At 66.8% G+C, this 18,557-nt stretch carries 16 protein-coding genes; 4 read left to right on the top strand and 12 right to left on the bottom strand.

Features of this window, described 5'->3' with window-relative positions; all coding sequences use genetic code 11:
* Window positions 1–114: 114 nt before the first annotated feature.
* The 6 genes from ACKY0W_RS10190 to eccB form a co-directional block, all read right to left on the bottom strand.
* A complete protein-coding gene (locus tag ACKY0W_RS10190) occupies window positions 115–1,014 on the bottom strand; it encodes an ESX secretion-associated protein EspG (protein WP_406757184.1) in 900 nt (299 codons plus the stop codon).
* 148 nt (window positions 1,015–1,162) lie between these two features.
* Window positions 1,163–1,447: a WXG100 family type VII secretion target gene (locus ACKY0W_RS10185; protein WP_047317298.1), complete on the bottom strand. Its 285-nt coding sequence runs from the start codon at window positions 1,445–1,447 to the stop codon at window positions 1,163–1,165.
* Between the two features lie 20 nt (window positions 1,448–1,467).
* Entirely contained in the window at window positions 1,468–1,767 is a 300-nt protein-coding gene (locus ACKY0W_RS10180; RefSeq protein WP_406757185.1) for a WXG100 family type VII secretion target, read from the bottom strand.
* 155 nt (window positions 1,768–1,922) lie between these two features.
* Window positions 1,923–2,222 carry a PE family protein gene (locus tag ACKY0W_RS10175; protein WP_046283697.1) on the bottom strand — a complete coding sequence of 100 codons (300 nt, stop codon included), beginning with the start codon at window positions 2,220–2,222 and terminating at the stop codon, window positions 1,923–1,925.
* A 359-nt stretch (window positions 2,223–2,581) separates the two neighbouring features.
* Window positions 2,582–6,796, bottom strand: coding sequence for a type VII secretion protein EccCa (eccCa, locus tag ACKY0W_RS10170; protein WP_409437441.1), 4,215 nt, complete (start codon window positions 6,794–6,796; stop codon window positions 2,582–2,584).
* Entirely contained in the window at window positions 6,793–8,304 is a 1,512-nt protein-coding gene (gene eccB, locus ACKY0W_RS10165) for a type VII secretion protein EccB (protein ID WP_406757187.1), read from the bottom strand. Before eccB ends, eccCa begins: the two co-directional genes overlap by 4 nt.
* A gap of 600 nt (window positions 8,305–8,904) precedes the next feature.
* On the opposite strand from eccB, the gene ACKY0W_RS10160 reads away from it, so the two are divergent.
* On the top strand, window positions 8,905–10,671 hold the full coding sequence (locus ACKY0W_RS10160) for a molybdopterin-dependent oxidoreductase (RefSeq protein ID WP_409437717.1): 1,767 nt from the start codon (window positions 8,905–8,907) through the stop codon (window positions 10,669–10,671).
* Between the two features lie 176 nt (window positions 10,672–10,847).
* Window positions 10,848–11,231, top strand: coding sequence for a hypothetical protein (locus tag ACKY0W_RS10155; protein WP_409437440.1), 384 nt, complete (start codon window positions 10,848–10,850; stop codon window positions 11,229–11,231).
* 19 nt (window positions 11,232–11,250) lie between these two features.
* On the opposite strand, the gene ACKY0W_RS10150 is transcribed toward ACKY0W_RS10155, so the two are convergent.
* Genes ACKY0W_RS10150 through fabG form a run of 5 tightly spaced genes read right to left on the bottom strand, consistent with a single transcriptional unit; the run spans window position 11,251 to window position 15,698 of the window.
* The gene (locus tag ACKY0W_RS10150; protein ID WP_406757189.1) at window positions 11,251–11,814 is read right to left on the bottom strand and encodes a hypothetical protein; all 564 of its coding nucleotides are present in this window, start codon (window positions 11,812–11,814) and stop codon (window positions 11,251–11,253) included.
* A 14-nt stretch (window positions 11,815–11,828) separates the two neighbouring features.
* A complete protein-coding gene (locus tag ACKY0W_RS10145; protein WP_409437439.1) occupies window positions 11,829–12,548 on the bottom strand; it encodes a GntR family transcriptional regulator in 720 nt (239 codons plus the stop codon).
* 4 nt (window positions 12,549–12,552) lie between these two features.
* The gene (locus ACKY0W_RS10140; protein ID WP_409437438.1) at window positions 12,553–13,746 is read right to left on the bottom strand and encodes an acyl-CoA dehydrogenase family protein; all 1,194 of its coding nucleotides are present in this window, start codon (window positions 13,744–13,746) and stop codon (window positions 12,553–12,555) included.
* On the bottom strand, window positions 13,747–14,964 hold the full coding sequence (locus tag ACKY0W_RS10135) for an acetyl-CoA C-acetyltransferase (protein WP_409437437.1): 1,218 nt from the start codon (window positions 14,962–14,964) through the stop codon (window positions 13,747–13,749).
* Window positions 14,961–15,698, bottom strand: coding sequence for a 3-oxoacyl-ACP reductase FabG (gene fabG / locus ACKY0W_RS10130; protein WP_409437436.1), 738 nt, complete (start codon window positions 15,696–15,698; stop codon window positions 14,961–14,963). Before fabG ends, ACKY0W_RS10135 begins: the two co-directional genes overlap by 4 nt.
* A gap of 102 nt (window positions 15,699–15,800) precedes the next feature.
* On the opposite strand from fabG, the gene ACKY0W_RS10125 reads away from it, so the two are divergent.
* Together ACKY0W_RS10125 and ACKY0W_RS10120 are read left to right on the top strand one after the other, a co-directional pair.
* A complete protein-coding gene (locus ACKY0W_RS10125; RefSeq protein ID WP_409437435.1) occupies window positions 15,801–16,988 on the top strand; it encodes an acyl-CoA dehydrogenase family protein in 1,188 nt (395 codons plus the stop codon).
* 270 nt (window positions 16,989–17,258) lie between these two features.
* Entirely contained in the window at window positions 17,259–17,966 is a 708-nt protein-coding gene (locus ACKY0W_RS10120; RefSeq protein WP_409437716.1) for a peptidoglycan endopeptidase, read from the top strand.
* A gap of 26 nt (window positions 17,967–17,992) precedes the next feature.
* Here the strand turns inward: ACKY0W_RS10120 and ACKY0W_RS10115 are convergent, their stop codons facing one another.
* Window positions 17,993–18,544 (bottom strand): SAM-dependent methyltransferase, encoded by a 552-nt coding sequence (locus ACKY0W_RS10115; protein WP_409437434.1) that lies wholly within the window; start codon window positions 18,542–18,544, stop codon window positions 17,993–17,995.
* Window positions 18,545–18,557 lie beyond the last annotated feature (13 nt).

The following is an 18,557-nucleotide window of genomic DNA, read 5'->3' as shown; positions in this document are numbered from 1 at the left end:
TTTAAAGTCAGTCCAATTCTAAAGGCACTTCATGTTATTCGCACGACCCGCGTTTACTCGCAGTTTTCCGGTGCGACACTTGGCATTCGGCGCCCAGACCTAACGAGCAGTCCGTCAGACCCTCCGATGCGTTTTCCAGGCGCCGTAGGGCAGGGTGTCCAAGACGGTCTTGACGCCCACCTGAACCAGCTGCGGAGTGGCCGGGCAGATCGCCAGCCACGCTTCGCCCGAGCCCGCGGTGCGCGCCTGCTGATACAGCGCAATCCGTCCGCCTGACCCGTCTTTGAGCGACAGCACCGAAGCGCTCGGGCCCTTCGCGTCATCGCGGTATTGCCGCGCATACACCGCGGCTTCGGCCGCCGGCTCCGACAAGGCCTGTCCCAGCGCCGCGACGGTGGCGGCACTGATTCCCATCCGGCGCAGGTCGCCCCCGGTGAAAATGTTGAAACCCGAATCCTGCCAGCTCTGGGTGGCCTCCAGCATCTCCTCCATCGGCACGTTGACCGCGGTGATCTGGGCCGGGTCGGCGTGGTGGATGGATTCCATACCGTCGATCACCAGCGCGGCGATCGAGGCGGGGTCGGTCACCGAGACGTCGTCGACGGTGATGTCGGTGCCGACGCGTACCGCCGACACCCAGTGCTCACCGCGCCGCGCCAACAGCACCCGGAACTCGTTGTCGGGGATGTCGCGGGTGCCGGGTTCCTGGTCTTCGGCGTCAATGACGCCGTAACGCAGCTTGCCCAGCGACAGCAGCGCGATCACCTCAAGATCGGGTGCCGCGAGCACCCGCATTCGTGCTGCGACGGTCTCGTTGACCTCGTCGTCGACGACGATGCCCTGCTCGCGCATCACCGCCATACCGGGATGCTCGGACAACCAGTCGCTCGAGTCAGTGGAAACATAAGGCCGACAACGCAACTCGGGTGCAACATGGCGGATGTCCAGCAGCGCCTGCAGCATCCAGAAACCCTCGACGTTGACGGTGATGTCGGTGCGAGTGCTCGGGTCCATCACTACCCTCCTCTTGCGGGTTGGTCGATGTACTTGGCTATTGGATCACGCGAGAGGGCGCGACCGCTCGGCACCACCCGCCAATTGCAGCACGCGACAGCACACCCGTGGATCGGGTGTGCTGCCGCGCTGCGAAATTGCGGGGCGCTCAGGCCCAGCTGGAGCCCACCGAAGCGTCGGTGTTGGCCATGTTGTTGCCGGCCGACTGCACCTTCTGACCGTGGGAGTTGGCCTGCTCGTAGATCACCGCGAAGTTGCGACCCAACTGCGCCACAAACTCCTGGCACGCCACCGAACCAGCACCACCCCAGAAATCACCGGCAGCCAGCACATCGTGCACGATCGCCTGGTGCTCAGCCTCCAACGAAGCAGCCTGCGCACGAATCAACGCACCGTGGGCATCCACATCACCGAACTGGTAATTGATCGACATGTTCGTGTATCTCCCTCTGCCTAGCTGCCCGACAGGATCTGCTGCGACGCAGCTTCCTGCTGCTCGTAGTGGTTCGCGTCCCGAATCAGCCCATCACGCACACCGTGCAGCATGGTCACGATGTTGCGAAACGCGGTCTGCATCTGACCCATGGTGTCCATCGAGGTCCGCTCCGCCAGACCACCCCAGCCCGCACCGGAGATGTTCGTCGAGGACGCCCACATCCGACGAGCCTCGTCCTCCACCGTCTGCGCGTGCACATCAAAACGGCCCGCCATCGAACGCATCGCGTCCGGATCGGTCATAAAACGTGTTGCCACTGCTGTGTCTCCTTGTCTGAAGTTCGTTGTTTCTGATTGGTTTTCGTAGTTGACGGGTTATTGCCGCCAGTTACGTCGGTAACCGACGACCGGCTTTGAACGAATGAATGGTTCCCCTTCCATCAGCCCGCAGCCGGTAATGCGGTTGGCTCCGATCAGCCCGCCGCGGCAGCGTTGGCTGCCTCGGTGGCGGCGTAGGAGGTCGCACTGCTGTTGAGAGTGGCCACGAACATCTCGTGGATCGCCGCAGCCTGCGCGCTGACCTGCTGGTACATCGTCGCGTGCGCAGCGAACTGCGCCGCGGTCAATGCCGAGACCTCGTCAGCAGCGGCCGGGACCACGCCGGTGGTCGGGGCGGCAGCGGCGGCGTTCTGCGCGTTCAACGCCGAACCGATACCGCTGAGATTCGCAGCGGCAGCTGACAACGCTTCTGGCTGCGCATTCACAAACGACATTCGAGTCCCTCCTCATCGATCGCGGTCAGCAATCTCTCCGCTGTCGATCGTAAGGGCTCAAAGTGCCCGGGAGTAGCCACAACGCCGAGTGTTCACCTGCCGATAACAAGTGTTCATCTGGGGTAACAATCCGGCAGCGGCGACCAGGCCGTTGGGTCCTTGAAATGGCTCCAAACTGGAAAAACACAGCGCTGCTATTTCCAGCGCCGTCGGTGACCACGCACTGCTGTGAAACCTGCCGTCACGACGCCCTGATTAAAATCCTGCCGCGATTAATTCGCAGTCCCATGTCGGGCTGTGACAGCGCCAGCAACCACTGTGAAGCTGTTGTAGGCGTCACAGTGGTTGCTGGAGTCCGGTCAGCCGGCGGGGGTGGCGGCGCGCTCTTGCGCCGGCGCCCGCCGCAGCTCGGTGGCGGCGACCTGAACGAACACGCCGGTGTCCTCGGCCATCAGCAGGCCACGACCGCGAGGCAGCGGGCCGCCCTTCATCTTGCCGCGGATGAAGCCTTCGTCCGGGTCGGCGTCCATCACCAACAGTGGCGCGTTGGCCTGGTGCAGGGCCCGGAGCAGCGGGTCGGCACCCGCCGACGACCAGCCACCGAAGGTGCGGGTGGCGATCACGTGCAGACCGACGTCTGCCGAGCGCGTGACCCAGGGCGCAGCCTTCTGGAACGGCGAGTCGAAGCCGGGCGGGAACTGCTGGATGTCGTCGATGATCAAGAAGATCTCCGGCCCACTCCACCACGTCCGCGACAGCAGCTCTTCGGCCGACAGTCCCGGCGGAGGCTCACGGTTTGCCAGCGTGGTGGCCAACTCGTTGACCAGCGCCACGGCGCCATCCATGTTGTAGGCGAACTTCTCCACGTAGTCCGAACCCAGCGTGGTCAGCAGCTGACGACGTGGGTCGATCAGCCACACCTGCGCCGACGGCCGACCGTCCGGGCTGGGCGCGGGCGCGCTGCTGGATCCGGGCGCGTAGAGCCGCTCGATCTCGCTCATGATGGTGGCCAGCGTGGTGGTGCGACCGCATTCGCGACGCCCGGTCACCATCAGGTGGCCGTTTTCGGCGAAGTTCAGGTAGACCGGCTGCAGGTCGAGTTCGGAGATCGCCCAGGCGATACCGCCCGCTCCCACTCCTTCGCGGCGGTCGTTGGCCGCGACCGCACGCACCTCTTCCAGCCCGAACCGCGCCGGCAGACGCCGCACCGGGCGCACCCGACCCACCGCCAGCTGGCTCACCGCCGCCGCGACGCTGTCGGACTCGAACACCTTGCCGCCGGTGTCGGCCATCGCAGGCCGGGCGATCAGGGTGTGCAGACCGGACTGGGGGTCGCTGTCGAGGCGTACGTAGTTGACCGCGACCATGCCGCGCCCCGGCTTCACCGGGACATCCTTGGCGAACCGGGAGCGCACCAGCTTGGCGTCCTCGACCGCGGCCAGACGCAGCTCGACCCGGGACCCGAAACCGCTTCGCACCGGCGGGCGCAGCTCCGATTCGCGGTCGGCGGTCACGATCACGTGCACCCCGAACGAGGGCCCCTGGTTGATGATCTGGTTGACCTGCTCGACGAGCACCTCGTTGTCCTCCGAGAGCGCCCGGTAGTTGTCGACCACCAGGTAGACGTCGCCGAAACCGTCGTTGGGCACCGTGCCCGGCGCACCCTCGAACTTCCGCCGGCGGAAGACGTCCATCGACGCAACGTCGTTCTCCAGGAAGCTGCGCTTGCGGGTTCGCACCAGCGCCAGCAGTTCGGCCACCGTACGGCGCACTCCGTCGGGGTCGGTCGGACCACAGACGCTGCCCACGTGCGGCAGTCCGGCGACCGTGGTCAGCGAGGTGCCGCTGTAGGCCAGGCAGTAGAACTGGACCTGCTCGGGGGTGTGGGTCAGCGCCGCCGAACAGATCAGCGTCTGCAGCGCGGTCGTCTTACCCGAACCACCGGCGCCCAGGATCAGCACATTGGCGCCCGGGCCGGAGGTGTCCACCGTCCACGGCGGCTGATCGTGCTTGAAGGGCCGGTCGATGACCCCGATCGGGAACACCAGGTCGCGGCGGGTGCCGTAGTCCTGCTGCCACGGGTGACCCAGGTAGCGGTTGACCAGGTCCTCCACGGTCACCGGGGTGTCCAGCGGCGGCTGCCACAGCCGGTAGGGCTCGAAGTCGATCTGGCGCAGCTGGTCGATGATGACCGTGCCGACCTTGGGCGTCCGGATGAAGTCCTCTTCCTCGGCGGGCTCACTGGCCGCTGGCGCGGGTTTGGTGTCGATCGCCGGGATCTCTTCGGGCGCCTCGATCTCGGGCGTGCTGACGCTGACCTCGAGCGGGGTGAACTCGGTGGTGAACAGCTGCGGACGGATGTAGTCGACGGCATGCGTCAACGGCATCTGGTCGTCGTCGAGCATTCCGCCCCGGTGGTAGTCGCGCCACAGGAACTCGGCCTGGAAACGGATGACCTCTTCGCCGCTCTTGCGGAAGTAGCCGAGACCGGCCTTGGCCGGCAGGTTCACCGCGTTGGGCACACCGGCTGCCTGCGCGGCACCGGCGGTCTGCGCCTTGAGCACCAGCCGATAGCCCATGTTCTCCATCAGCTTCTCGGCGCGGCTCTCGATGGTCTGCGAGGCCATCATCAGGTGCACCCAGTAGGCGCGACCCTGCCGGCCGATCGAGTCCAACACCTCCACCGCGGTGGGCATGATGCGGAACCACTCATAGAACTCGTCGATGACGACGACCAGCATCGGCAGCGGCGGCAGGCTGTCGTCCCCGCGCGCCCGCATCCGGGACCGGATCTCGTTGTACTCCTTGGCGCCGTCTACACCGGCGTTGTCGCACATGGTCTTTCGCCGGGCGATCTCACCCCACATGGCCTCCAGGAAGCGCTCCATGAGGGCCTGGTCGTCTTCCAGGTCGGTGATGATCCGCGATACGTGCGGCACCCCGGCGAACGGCTTGACCGCCGATCCACCCTTGAGGTCGGCCAGCACGAACTGCAGCTCGTCCGGCGGGTGAGCCAGCAGCAGCGACTCGATCACCGTGCGCACCAGGGTCGACTTACCCGAACCGGTGGTGCCGGACATGACGCCGTGCGGCCCGTCGCCACCCTCGTCGAGGGACTTCATGTCCAAGAACAGCAGTTCGCCGTTGTCGGAACGGGTTCCGAACGGAATCCGCAGCCGGCCCCGAGTGCCCCCGTCGCGCCGGCTCGCCCACAGCTCTTCGAAGTCGATCCGCCCGGCGTCGTCGATCCCGTAGTAGGCCATGATGTCGCGCGCACCGATGTGGTGCGTCACCTTCTGGCCGATCTCCTCGTAAGCCGCCGCGAGACGCCAATGCGCCAACCGCTGCCCGAACTGTTCTGCGTCGGTCGGGCTGACCTGGTCGGCGAGGGCGAAGAACCACTCGTTGTCGTCGATCACCATCCAGGTGTCGCGGTCACGCGGCAGGGCGTTGATGATGCCCTTGTCGTCGAGGCGCAGCACCCGCTGCGAAACGCCCCGCCACTCCGGGGCGCCGGTCAGGTCGAAGAACGTCACACCGTCGATGCCCTCGGTGGTGTTGACGTACTCCCACTGCGGGTCCAGGCCGTCGACGATGATCAGGTGGTGCGGCGTCGGGGTCTCCGCCGACGAGCTGGCGTGGCGCGGCATGAACGATCCACGCCCGGAGAACAGTTCGGCGTGTTCGGTGGCGAAGTCCTGCACCGAGCCGTAGACCATCCGGGCGTTGCCCGCGGCGTCCTGGCGGCGCGGGTCGCCGAAGTGCGGCATCCACTTCACCCAGTCCCACTGCGCCACATCCGAAGTCACCACGACCATGCGCAGATGGTCGGGCCCGTGCGAGAAGGCCAGCTGGCAGATGATCGCGCGCATCAGCCCGAGCACCTGCTCGCGGTCACCGACCAGCGAGTACCAGGGCTCGACCAGCAGCGAGATCATCTTCGGCAGGTTGTAGACCACGCTCTGGTAGCGCCCGAACTCCTGCAGCGCCTTGCCGGTCACCGGTTCCAGCTCGATGTCGGTGGGCATGTTCTGCGGCTCGCCCCAGGTGACCTCCGGCCGGGTCATCCCCACCCCGACTCGGGCCAGGCCGAAGTTGAGGTCCTTGCCGTTGGGCTGGCGCTCCCACATGCGCGACGACCCGACCGAGGCGGCCAGGGTGGACGGCGCCGGGTGGTACCACCGGTAGTTGGCGTCCATGCTGTCCGCGGACTCCGCCGCCGACTCGCGCAGCCGGTCCAGCATGAGCATGAACTGGGCGCGCATCGCGTCGAGCTTGGGCCGGCTCAGCTGCTGGGCGCCGCCGCCGAAGCGGCCGCCGAACATCATCATCGCGACGCCGCCGATCATGAAGATCGGGAAGATCGAGCCGGCGCCCAGGAACATCCGGGAACCGCTGGCCACGGTCATCGCGACCATGCCCACGAGCAGGCCGACCACGAGCACGCCGACCACCACCAGCCACCACGGCTTGCCTTCCGGCGGCGGGACGCTCAACGGCGTCGGCAATACGATGTTCTCCGGTTTGACCACCGGCGCGCGTTCCGGCGTCGGCCGGGCGTATCCACGTTTCACTTGGGCACCGCCAATTCTGCTGGGCTCATATCGGTTGGCAGGGTGTCGTGACGTACCAGCGCATCCTGGCGAGACAGGGTCGGGCCGTGCGCCAGCAGGCGCAGCGCCACCGACGGCGCCAGTGCCGGTTCGCCGACCAGGCCCAGCGCCTTGCGCTCGTCGTCGCCGGGGATCCCGAATCGCACGCCCGAAGCGGAGATCCACCACAACGATTCCCGTGTGGAGGCATCCGGGTCGTTGCCGGTCACCGCGACGAAGTTTCCGTAGCCCGAACCGAAGTAGACCCGATCGGCCTCCGGCACGTTGGTGTCGTTGGTCTTCACCAGCGACACCACCCGGTTCATCTGCTTCTGCGACACCGGAATCGTGGGGCCCGACACCACCTGCACCCGGGCCCGGCTGTCCCCGGTGGACCGCTCCCACCACCAGCACGTGGAGGGGTTCTCCTTGATGTCGACGACCTGTAGCGGCCCCTCGGGGTAAGCCGACAGGTCCAGTCCGGTGACCACCGGCATCTTCGCCAGATCCTGCGGCGTCACCACTGCGGGCGCACCGCCTCCGGTGGCCCCGGCGTTCTGCAGAATGCGGGCCACCACCGGCGACACCGTTTGCACGCCGTTCATCAGGACAACCGAATACTGTTGCGGCCCAGCCAACTGCGGTGTGGTGAACACCATTCCCACCGGGCCGGGGGCATTCGGGAAGGCCGGCGGGTGACCGGCATCCGGAACGAACGGCACGGCCAGTTCCGGACCCACCGGCAACGCGTCGAACAGCGCCTGGCTCATCGGGCGGGCGTGGTCGACCTGCTCGGGGGTCAGTCCCAGCGGCAGCAGCACCGCCCGGTCGGCCGCGTCGATGCGCGAGCGGCGGCCCTGGCGAACCACCCAGGAGTCATTGCCGTAGCGCAGCACCACCGCGTCGGGCCCGTCCAGCACCCGGCGGCGGGAGTTGAGCTCCGGGGCGCCGTCGATCACCGTCACGGTCACCGGCGACGGCGCACCGACGCCCTGAACGTTGGCGACGGTGTCGCAGATCAGCCACGAAGAGGTGGAGGGCGTCGTAGGCAGGATGTCCGACGGCGCACCGGGAATTCCGACGAGCGGGCCGTGCGGCTGCTCGGCGATCTGAGTGGAGCGCACCTTGTGCGGGTTGTCGGCCCGGCCGGCGATCAGTCGAGCCGAGGCCAAATTCAGTGCCGGATATATGGTGTCGCCGACCCGCACATACAGGGCGCCGGAATCACGGTCGGCAATGATGGGCGATTCGTTCATCTGGCCCGACGGACTCAAAAACGACCACAGCAGCGCACCGAGGCAGACGACGGCACCCGCCGACACCGAGGCCACCACGGCCAGCGACTGGCGCCGGCCGGGCTCTACTTCCATCCGAACCTGCCAGCGGGTCAACGCCATCGCGGTCCGTCGCGCCAGGAATTGGTACCCGGTCATCTGGGTACGCGTCGACAGCCCAAGGCCGTAACCGGGTCCCCGCTGTTCGTCAGCCACGGCGCGCCCCAGCCCCCACCCACAGCATTGGCAGCACTGCCGAATTACGGCGCGGTGCCGGTCCCATATAGGTCGTCATCTACCCCTGCCTGGTCACAAGTTTCTCCACTGCGCATGCTAGCTGTGTCGCGCTAGGACTGCCCGCAGTGCAGATTGCAATCTGATGGCGATGGCGAAACGCACTTCGCCCGTTCTTCCTCGAATTATGACCGCGCTAGATGAACGGTCTGTAAAGCGCGAGATCGGCGTGAGTTCACTTCTGCCTTGCACAGCGAAATGCGGCGGTTTGCCTACCGAGATAATCGCCTCGATCGCACGATCGTGCCGGTCGAGGACCCAGGACACGGCAGCCGGCGGCACGGTGGCCGCGGACCGCAGCCGAAATCCGCACTTGCGTTACCTGAGTTTCCTGTCAGAAGCCTGCGTATCTGATGTCAGAGTATCGGGACACGAGCCTTTTCGCGCTACCGTCGAAAAGTGACCACGATTGATGGACAGGGTGCTGAAGGGCAGCTCGACCCGCGGGGTCCCGCGACCTCACCAGCAACGAAAGAGACAACTCACCCGGTCAGCTACTCCGCTGACGTCGTCGACGTCGAGTTGGAGCTGGAACAGGGTTACCGGGCAGAGATTCACAAAAACCACAACGAGACCGTCGACGTCGAGACCTACGGTGGCGGTTTCGACCTCAGCCGGCGCGCGGTCGCCCCGCATCTGCGTGTCGGCAAGGACAAGTGGTTCAACCTGCTCTGGCTGATCCCGATCGGTTTCGTCGGGCTGATCGCGATGATCGCGATCGGTAAGGGCATCCGGCACATGCCCGGCGTGGAGGATTTCATCGCCACGTACCCGGGCAGCAGCCCGTCCACCGAAGTCGCCGGGGGCCTGCCGGCCTGGGCCGGGTGGACCCACTTCTTCAACCTGTTCATGATGATCTTCATCATCCGGGCCGGCATCCAGATTCTCTGCGACCACCCGCGGCTGTACTTCAGCCGCAACTCCACCCCCGGCAAGGACGAATGGCTGCGAGTGGGGCCGCCGGTTCCAGACGACCCGTACTGGACGGCCAATGCCGACACCGTCGCCCTGCCGGCGCAGTTCGGTCTGCCGGGCTTCCGGCACTCGATCGGGCTGGCCCGCTGGTGGCACATGGGGCTGGGCGTGTTGTGGCTGCTCAACGGCGCGGTCTTCTATGTCCTGCTGTTCACCACCGGTCAGTGGCGCCGCATCGTGCCGACCAGCTGGGATGTCGTTCCGCACGCCGCCTCGGTGATGATCCAGTACGCATCGCTGGACTGGCCGGACGACCACACCTGGACCAACTACAACGCGCTGCAGCTGATCTCCTACTTCGTCACGGTGTTCGTGGCCGCCCCCGCCGCGCTGATCACGGCTCTGGGCATGTCCCCGGCGCTGTCACAGCGGCTGGGGCTGATCAGCAAGCACATGCGACTCAACCTGCAGATCGCCCGGTCCCTGCACTTTGTGGTGCTGGTCTATTTCCTGATGTTCATCCTGGTGCACGTCACCATGGTGTTCGCGACCGACGCCTTCGACAATCTCAACCACATGTTCGCCGCTCGCGGCTGCGCTGCAGGTGCGGGCCCGGAATGCCACAGCCCAACCGGCTTCTATGTCTTCTGCGTGGCGGCGGTGGTCTGCATCATCGGCTGGATCGCCGCCACGCCGCTCACCCTGCGCTACCCGCGCGTTGTGCAGAAGATCGGCTACGCCCTGATCGGGCCGTTCCAGCGCGCGCTGGAACGTCTGGACCCCGAGCCCGGGACCTTCACCGAGGCCGACATCTCGCCATTCCACTGGCGCAATGGCCGGCTGCCCGAGACCGTCGAGTACAAGGAATACGAGGCAAACGACTTCAAGGACTGGCGGCTCAAGGTCTACGGCCTGGTCGAGAACCCGATGGAGTTCTCCCTGGAAGATCTCAAGGCTCTTCCGTACCACGACCAGATCACCCAGCACATGTGCGTGCAGGCCTGGTCCGGCGTGGCCAAGTGGGGCGGAGTGTCGATGTCGACCATCATGGACATCGTCAAGCCGCTTCCCCAGGCCAAATGGGCGATCTTCTACTCGATGGGCCTGGGCGCCACCGGCGGCATTTTCTATAACGCACACCCGGTCGACCAGATGTGGCACCACATGTCGATGCTGGCCTACAACATGAACGACCAGCCGCTGCCGTACATGCACGGCCGGCCGCTGCGCCTGCGCAACGAGCTGCAGCACGGCTACAAGCTGGTGAAGTGGATCAAGGGCATCGAGTTCGTGGAGAGCTACAAGGAGATCGGCAGCGGCCACGGCGGCTACAGCGAAGACCACAAGTTCTTCGGACGCCATCAGACGATCTGAGCCGAGCCCAGGGAAAGCCCGCTCGCGCGGCCTGACAGGAACACCTGTCAGGCCGCGCCGCATCTGCGGAAGTTACGACGGCCAGCAGCCCGGCCTGACGTTGGCGACGGCCGGTCCGCCAATGCCACCCGCGCGTCGTAGGGTGACATGAGGCAACTGAACAACGGGGAGAATCCATGCGCAATCGCGGAATCGGAAAGTCAGTCCTGTCGGTGGTGGCCGTCGGGCTCACTGTGGGTGCGGTGGCGACCGCCTGCGGCGGCTGCGACAGTGATTCCGAGGAGGACACCTACGGCGAGGTCACCCAGGCACCCGCGTCGCCGGCGCCGCTGGCGCCGACCCCGCCCGCCGACGAGTCCGGCCCCACCACATTGCCGGATGCACCGCTCACCAGCGCCGCCCCGGTAGTCGAACCCACCGCAAAGCAAGCTCCGGCGGCTCCCGCAGCGCCGCGGGCCCCGTCTGCGCCCGCAGTCCCGGCCATCCCCGCGATTCCGGCAATCCCGGCGATTCCCGCTATCCCTGCCATTCCGGCCATCCCCGCAATCCCGTACCCGTAGGGGTCGCACCGGCGAGCGGTCAGATACCTGTCCAGGCCGAATCCAGCTGCTCGGCCACATCGATGATCTGCGCCCGCTGAGACTGCGGGCTGTCGATCTCGGCAGCCACGTAGTGCGCGATGAATCGGCGGATCTCTCCGTCGACTCCGGCGAAGATCCGCAGCAGCTCGCCGCGGATGGACGTCGACGACACCTCGACGGTGATGTCGGAAGACCGTGGTTTGGGCACGTCGATGATCAGCAGCAGCGGTTCGGCGGCTCGCGCGGTGGCATGCAGGGCGATGTCGCCGGCCACGGTGAACCGTTGCTTGTCCAGCCGCAGATCGATGAGCAGGTCGATCTCCAGCGGAATGTGGATCGCGAACGTCAGCAGGTCGCCCAGACCGCGCGCCACCCGGGGCTCTTGGACCCGCACCTTCGCGGTGACCTTGGCGATGCCGCCCGGACCCTGCCGCATCGCGGGCATCTCGAACTCGTCGCCGGCAATGACGGCGAACGCAGCTGCCACTCGTTCTTCGGTGACCGCGACCTCGAAGAACTTGCGCCCGAAGTCTTCGTAAGTCAGGTAAGTGTGGTTCTGCATAGGTTGATACGGTCTCACGTCCCCGTCGCCGACGGGCGCTGATCTGCCTGCGCGTCGCTGTCTGCGCAGTCCACCACACCACGATCGGTCAGATGCTCGATGAGCGGCGTCACGCCGGCCGCCAAGTGCTCGGCCATCGCGGTACGGGCCAGCGTCTGATCGTGTGCCGCCAGCGCGGCGAGCACCCGCCGGTGATCGGCCATGGACCGCTCCGGCCACCCGGCGATACCCGGGAAAACCGCCTCGGGCGCATACCGTGTTATCTGCGACATCATTTGCGCCAGCTTGGGCGAGGCGGCGGCCACATTGATCGCCCGGTGGAAATCGTGGTTGAGCCGAACGGTCCGCTCTTCGTCGTCTCCGGCGTAGGCCTGTTCCAGCCGGGACTGAATCTCATTCAGCTCCGTCAACTGCTCCTCGGTGATACCGGCGGCGGCCCGCGCCGCCAGCTCACCGCCGACGAACGCCTGGACCTCGGCGACATCCGCCAGGTCACGCCTGGTGACCGGCAACACCACGAACCCGCGGTGCGGCTGCTGGTCGAGCAGACCTTCACCGCGCAGCTCGAACAACGCCTCCCGCACCGGGGTGACACTGATGCCCAATTCCGTTGCCAGTTGGTCTAATCGGACGTACTCCCCCGCGGCGTAACCGCCGTCGAAGATCCGCTGGCGCACGTATCGCGCGACGGCTTCCGCCAATTGCGGCCGGGTGCTGAAGTCGGGGGCGGACATGGTTTCAGATGCGGTAGTCGGCCAGCAGGCGCTTGCTGATGATCTGCTTCTGGATCTCGCTGGTTCCCTCGCCGATCAGCAGGAACGGCGCGTCGCGCATCAGGCGCTCGATCTCGTATTCCTTCGAATAGCCGTAGCCGCCGTGAATCCGGAAGCTCTGCTGGGTGACCTCGTTGCAGTACTCGCTGGCCAGGTATTTCGCCATGCCCGCGGCTAGGTCGTTGCGCTCGCCGGAGTCCTTCAGGCGGGCCGCGTTGACGACCATCAGGTGGGCGGCCTCTACCTTGGTGGCCATCTCGGCCAGGCCGAACGCGACGGCCTGATGCTCGGCGATCGGCTTGCCGAAGGTGTTGCGCTGCTGGGCGTACCGGGCGGCGAGTTCGAAGGCGCGGATGCCCACCCCGCAGGCGCGTGCCGCGACGTTGACCCGGCCGACCTCGATACCGTCCATCATCTGATAGAAGCCGCGACCGGTCGTGCCGCCCAGGATGTCGGCAGAACTGGCGCGGTAGTCGTCGAAGATCATCTCGGTGGTGTCGATACCCTTATATCCGAGCTTGTCGAGCTTGCCGGGGATGGTCAGACCCGGGACGACTTCACCGAATCCGGTGGGCTTTTCGACCAGGAACGCGGTCATGTTGCGGTGCGGGGTGTCTGCCCCCTCGTCGGTGTGGACCAACACCGCCACCAGGCTCGACGTGGCGCCGTTGGTCAGCCACATCTTCTGGCCGTTGATCAAGTAGGCACCATCGCCGGTGGGTGTGGCCCGGGTGCGGATGGCAGCGACGTCGGAGCCGAGCTCGGGTTCGGACATCGAAAACGCCCCGCGCACATCGCCGGTCGCCATAGCCGGCAGGTAGCGCTGTTTCTGCTCGTCGGTGCCGTGCTGGCGCAGCATGTAGGCGACGATGAAGTGGGTGTTGATCACCCCGGAGATGCTCATCCAGCCGCGCGCGAGCTCCTCGACGCACAGCGCGTAGGTCAGCAGGGACTCGCCCAGCCCGCCGTAGGCCTCCGGAATCATCAGGCCGAACAGGCCCAACTGCCGCATGCCGTCGACGATCTGTTGCGGGTAGGCATCGGCCCGCTCGTATTCGGCGGCCTGCGGTATGACCTCTTTGTCGACGAACGCCCTTACCGCCGCGATGATCTCGGTCTGGCTCTCGGTCAGCCCCAACGTCTGGCACAGCCTGGTCATTTACGCCACCCTCTCGAACACGGCGGCCAAACCCTGGCCACCTCCAATGCACATGGTTTCCAGTCCGTAGCGCTCCTGGCGGCGGTGCAGCTCGCGTGCCAACGTCGCCAGCATCCGTCCGCCGGTCGCACCGACTGGGTGCCCCAGTGAGATTCCCGACCCATGCACGTTGGTCCGGTCGCGGTCGGCGACACCGAAACGCCACTCCGCCATGACCGCCAGCGCCTGAGCGGCGAACGCCTCATTGAGCTCGATCAGGTCGATGTCGGCGAGCGTGAGGCCGGCCTTGGCCAGAGCGACATCGGTGGCCGGTACCGGTCCGATACCCATGACGTTGGGCTTGACCCCGGCCAGCCCCCAAGAGACCAGCCGCACCAGCGGGGTCAGGCCCAGCTGCTCGGCCTTGTCCCGGGTGGTCACCACGCACATCGAGGCCGCGTCGTTCTGACCGCTGGAATTGCCGGCAGTGACTGTGGCGTCCGGATCGCTTTTGCCCAGAACCGGTTTGAGTTTCGCCAGCGACTCCACCGAGGTGTCAGCGCGGGGATGCTCGTCGGTGTCGATCCGCTGCTCGCCGGTGCGGGAGCGCACCGTGACGCCGATGATCTCGTCGGCGAGCACACCGCTGCGCTGGGCCGCCACCGCGCGCTGATGCGAGATGACCGCGAGTTCGTCCTGCTCGGCGCGGGAGATCTGGTACTGGCGGCGCAGGTTCTCCGCGGTCTCCAACATGCCGCCGGGCACCGGGTGGTACTGCCCGCCGGCGGTGGCCCGGCCGCGTGCCAGGCCGTCGTGCACCCGCACTCCGTTCCGGGCCCCGCCCCAGCGCATGTCGGTGGAGTAGAAGGCCACGTTGCTCATACTCTCCGCACCGCCGGCGATCACCACCTGGTGCGCGCCGCTGCCGACCTGCAGGCAGGCTTGGATCACCGCCTGCAATCCCGAGCCGCACCGCCGGTCGACCTGCATACCCGGAACCGTCACCGGCAGGCCGGAATCCAGCGCGACCACCCGGCCGATCGCCGGCGCCTCACTGCTGGGATAACAGTGCCCCAGCACCACGTCGTCGATGACATCGGCGGGCAGGCCGGTGCGCTCCAGCAGTCCGGTCAGCGCGGCAACGCCGAGCTCGACGGCGGTCAGCGACGCGAACATCCCGCCGTAGCGACCGATGGGGGTACGAACCGGTTCGCAGATCACCGCCTCGCGCAGCGTCATAGGTGGCGACCGCCGGTCACCTCGAGCACAGTGCCCGTCATATAAGAGGACAAGTCGGACGCCAGGAACAGCGCCACCGTCGCGACCTCATCGGGCTCCCCGGCCCGGCCCATCGGCACCTCGGCCACCTTCGAATCCCAGATCCGCTGCGGCATGGCCTCGGTCATCGCCGAGCGGATCAGCCCGGGCTGGATCGCGTTGACGCGGACACCGAGGTAGGCCAGCTCCTTGCTGGCGGCCTTGGTCATGCCGACGATGCCGGCCTTGGCGGCCGAGTAGTTGGTCTGGCCGACCATGCCGACCTTGCCCGATATAGAGGACATGTTCACGATCGCGCCGCGCTTGCGTTCGCGCATGATCGCCGCGGCCGCGCGCAGACCGTTCCAGGTGCCCTTCAGGTGGACCGCGATCACCTGGTCGAAATCGGCCTCGGTCATCTTGCGCATGGTGGCGTCGCGGGTGATGCCGGCGTTGTTCACCATGATGTCCAGGCCGCCGAACCGCTCGACGGCGAGCGCCACCAGTGCCTCGACGTCGGCAGCGTCAGTGACGTCGGTGCGCACCGCCACCGCCGCGTCGGCGCCCAGCCGCGCCGCCGCCGCCTCGGTCGCCTCCAGGTTCAGATCGCCCAGCACCACCCGGGCGCCCTCGGCGACGAAGCGTTGCGCGATCGCGAAGCCCAGCCCCTGCGCTCCGCCGGTGATCACCGCCGTCTGCCCATTGAGTAATGCCACGCCGAAACCGTCCTCTACATGTCGTGATGTCGTGCCCACCCGTGGTCCGGTACATCATATTTCATATATGATTTGTCGGCCAGTGCCGAAAGGGGCCTTGCCATGACGACCGCATCCGTCTCGTCCGTCGAAGACGACGTCTTCGCCGACATCCTGTCCCAGACCCGCCGGTTCGTCCGGACGATGGTCCTCCCGCGCGAACAGGAGATCCTCGACACCGATCGGGTGCCCGACGACCTGCGGCAAGCCGCCAAGGACCTGGGCCTGTTCGGCTACGCGATCCCCCAGGAATGGGGCGGGCTCGGCCTGAATCTGGCCCAGGACGTCGAACTGGCCATGGAACTGGGCTACACCTGCCCGTCGGTCCGGTCGATGTTCGGCACCAACAACGGCATCGCCGGCCAGGTGCTGGTGGGGTTCGGCACCGATGAACAGAAGGAGCGCTGGCTGGAGCCCATCGCCTCCGGCGCGGTCGCGTCCTTCGCCCTCACCGAACCCGGAGCGGGCTCCAATCCCGCGGGGCTGCGCACCAAGGCCGTCCGCGACGGCTCGGGAGAGGACGCGGCCTGGGTGCTGGACGGCCAGAAGCGCTTCATCACCAATGCCCCGCTGGCCGATCTGTTCGTGGTCTTCGCCCGCACCCGGCCCGCCGACGAGCGCGGCGCCGGGATCGCGGTGTTCCTGGTGCCTGCCGATACCGCCGGAGTCGAAGTCGGCGCCAAGGACGCCAAGATGGGCCAGGAAGGCGCCTGGACGGCCGATGTCACCTTCACCGGCGTCCGACTGCCCGCCGGCGCACTGGTCGGGGGCAGTGAGGACATCGGCTACCGGGCGGCGATGACGTCCCTGGCCCGCGGCCGCATTCACATCGCCGCGCTCGCGGTGGGAGCCGCGCAGCGCGCATTGGACGAATCGGTGAACTATGCCGCCACCGCCACCCAAGGCGGCAGCATCATCGGCGACTTCCAGCTGGTTCAGGCGATGCTCGCCGACCAGCAGACCGGGGTGCTGGCCGGCCAGGCATTGGTCCGCGATGCCGCCCGCAAGTGGGTCAGCAACGAGGATCGGCGGATTGCGCCGTCGGTGGCCAAGGTCTTCTGCACCGAGATGGCCGGCAAGGTCGCCGACTTGGCGGTACAGATCCACGGCGGCAGCGGCTACATCCGTGGCGTGCCGGTCGAGCGCATCTACCGCGACGTACGCCTGCTGCGGCTCTACGAGGGCACCAGCGAGATCCAGCGGCTGATCATTGGATCGAATCTGATCAAAAACGCGAAGCGCACACTGTAAGCAGCATCACTTTGGGCCCGAGAGAACGACACGCCACCTGCGCCGTTATTTTCGCTGATACCCGCGGTAATGGATACCTGCGACGTACCCATTGATCAGGTAATTTCATCCTAATAATGCGAATTTGTGACCTTTGCGACCACTCTCAACAAACACATACGGCTCATCTACCAGCACTTTCGTAAATTGACGGGCCCGCTCAGTGGATTTTCACCGGTCTACCTGCCGTTTTCCGTTCCGGCGTTGCGTTTGACAACATGAATGCCAAACGTGATGGGCACCACAGATTTTGGTAAGTCCAGTTATCCATGGTTAATGTGCTCGGTCATGTTTGGTCTAGAAGCTCTGATGGCGCTCATCCAGCAGGTTTCCGGCACCCCGTACATCGTCGGTGGGAACACTCCTGCCGGTACGGATTGCTCGGGTTTGGCCTCGTGGGTGTCCAACGTCGCCAGCGGCCGTCCGGCCTTCAGCGGCCGGTTCCACACCGCCAACGAGGAGTCGGCGCTGCTGGCTCGCGGCTTCCGGTATGGCACCGCCCCCAACGCTCTGGTGGTGGGTTGGAACAGCCACCACACCGCGGTGACCCTGCCGGACGGCACGCCGGTCGCCAGCGGTGAGCCCGGCGGCGTGAAGATCGGTGGCGGCGGCGCCTACCAGTCGCAGTTCACCCACCACATGTACCTGCCCATGGACGAGGCACCCGCACCGGACGCACCGGTGGTCGAATTCGCCGCCATGGTGGAGCCGGCCCCGGAGCCCGCCGCAGAGCCGATGGCCGAGCCCATGGCCTTCGAGCCGGCCGCCCCGCCGCTGGAGGCCCCGCCTTTTGAGGCACCCCCGGTCGAGGCCCCCATCGAGGCGCCGATGGACATGCCGCCCGGCGAGGCGCCCCCGATGGATGCCCTGCCGCTCGACGACGCCCCGGCCGAGCCCGCCCCGGAGCCCAGCGACCGCGAGGCACCGGCCCCGGCTTAGTCTCGTCCGTCCCCGTGCGGTGCCGGCTACGGCGCCTTGCGGCGTCGCGCCAGCAGCCACGCCAATCCGTCCGCTTCCCCCTCGGCGATCATCTCCAGGTTCGCGAAGGCCGTGCGCAGCTCACCGGGCGCGGCCCGGAACCGTCCCGCGGTGCTGCCGACCTGGCTCAGTACGGTGATCGCCAACAGTCCCCCCGGGGCCAGCCGCTGGATCATCGGTGCGTCGAGCCGACGGTCGCGGAACCGGGCGCCGTAGACGACGTCGGCGAGCGGCCCCTCCGGCAGGCCGTCATCGAGATCGACGACGTCGAATCGGCACCGGTCGCCGACGCCGCTGCGCCGGGCGAACGCCCGCGCCTGTTCGATAGCGACCGGCGAGACATCGAGCCCGGCCACCTGCAGGCCGCGCTGAGCCAGCCAGACCGCCGCCGCGCCCTGACCGCAGGCGATGTCAAGCGCGAAGCCCGCGGTCGGAAACGCGTCCGCGAACGGCGCGAACACCGCGGCCGGCCCGATCGAGCCCGGTAGGGAACGACCGGCATATTTCGCATCCCAGCGGGTGCGGTCTTCGGCGCTCATTGGAATGGACGAT

The sequence above is a fragment of the Mycobacterium sp. SMC-14 genome (assembly GCF_046250075.1).
In the GTDB taxonomy this organism is placed as follows: Bacteria; Actinomycetota; Actinomycetes; order Mycobacteriales; family Mycobacteriaceae; genus Mycobacterium.
This window is presented reverse-complemented; position numbering and strand designations above follow the sequence as displayed.

Bases quoted from the DNA above. Each gene is read 5' to 3' on its own strand.
- ACKY0W_RS10190 (WP_406757184.1), bottom strand. From the start codon at position 1,014: ATGGACCCGAGCACTCGCACCGACATCACCGTCAACGTCGAGGGTTTC.
- ACKY0W_RS10185 (WP_047317298.1), bottom strand. From the start codon at position 1,447: ATGTCGATCAATTACCAGTTCGGTGATGTGGATGCCCACGGTGCGTTG.
- ACKY0W_RS10175 (WP_046283697.1), bottom strand. From the start codon at position 2,222: ATGTCGTTTGTGAATGCGCAGCCAGAAGCGTTGTCAGCTGCCGCTGCG.
- ACKY0W_RS10155 (WP_409437440.1), top strand. From the start codon at position 10,848: ATGCGCAATCGCGGAATCGGAAAGTCAGTCCTGTCGGTGGTGGCCGTC.
- ACKY0W_RS10150 (WP_406757189.1), bottom strand. From the start codon at position 11,814: ATGCAGAACCACACTTACCTGACTTACGAAGACTTCGGGCGCAAGTTC.
- ACKY0W_RS10145 (WP_409437439.1), bottom strand. From the start codon at position 12,548: ATGTCCGCCCCCGACTTCAGCACCCGGCCGCAATTGGCGGAAGCCGTC.
- ACKY0W_RS10140 (WP_409437438.1), bottom strand. From the start codon at position 13,746: ATGACCAGGCTGTGCCAGACGTTGGGGCTGACCGAGAGCCAGACCGAG.
- ACKY0W_RS10135 (WP_409437437.1), bottom strand. From the start codon at position 14,964: ATGACGCTGCGCGAGGCGGTGATCTGCGAACCGGTTCGTACCCCCATC.
- ACKY0W_RS10125 (WP_409437435.1), top strand. From the start codon at position 15,801: ATGACGACCGCATCCGTCTCGTCCGTCGAAGACGACGTCTTCGCCGAC.
- ACKY0W_RS10115 (WP_409437434.1), bottom strand. From the start codon at position 18,544: ATGAGCGCCGAAGACCGCACCCGCTGGGATGCGAAATATGCCGGTCGT.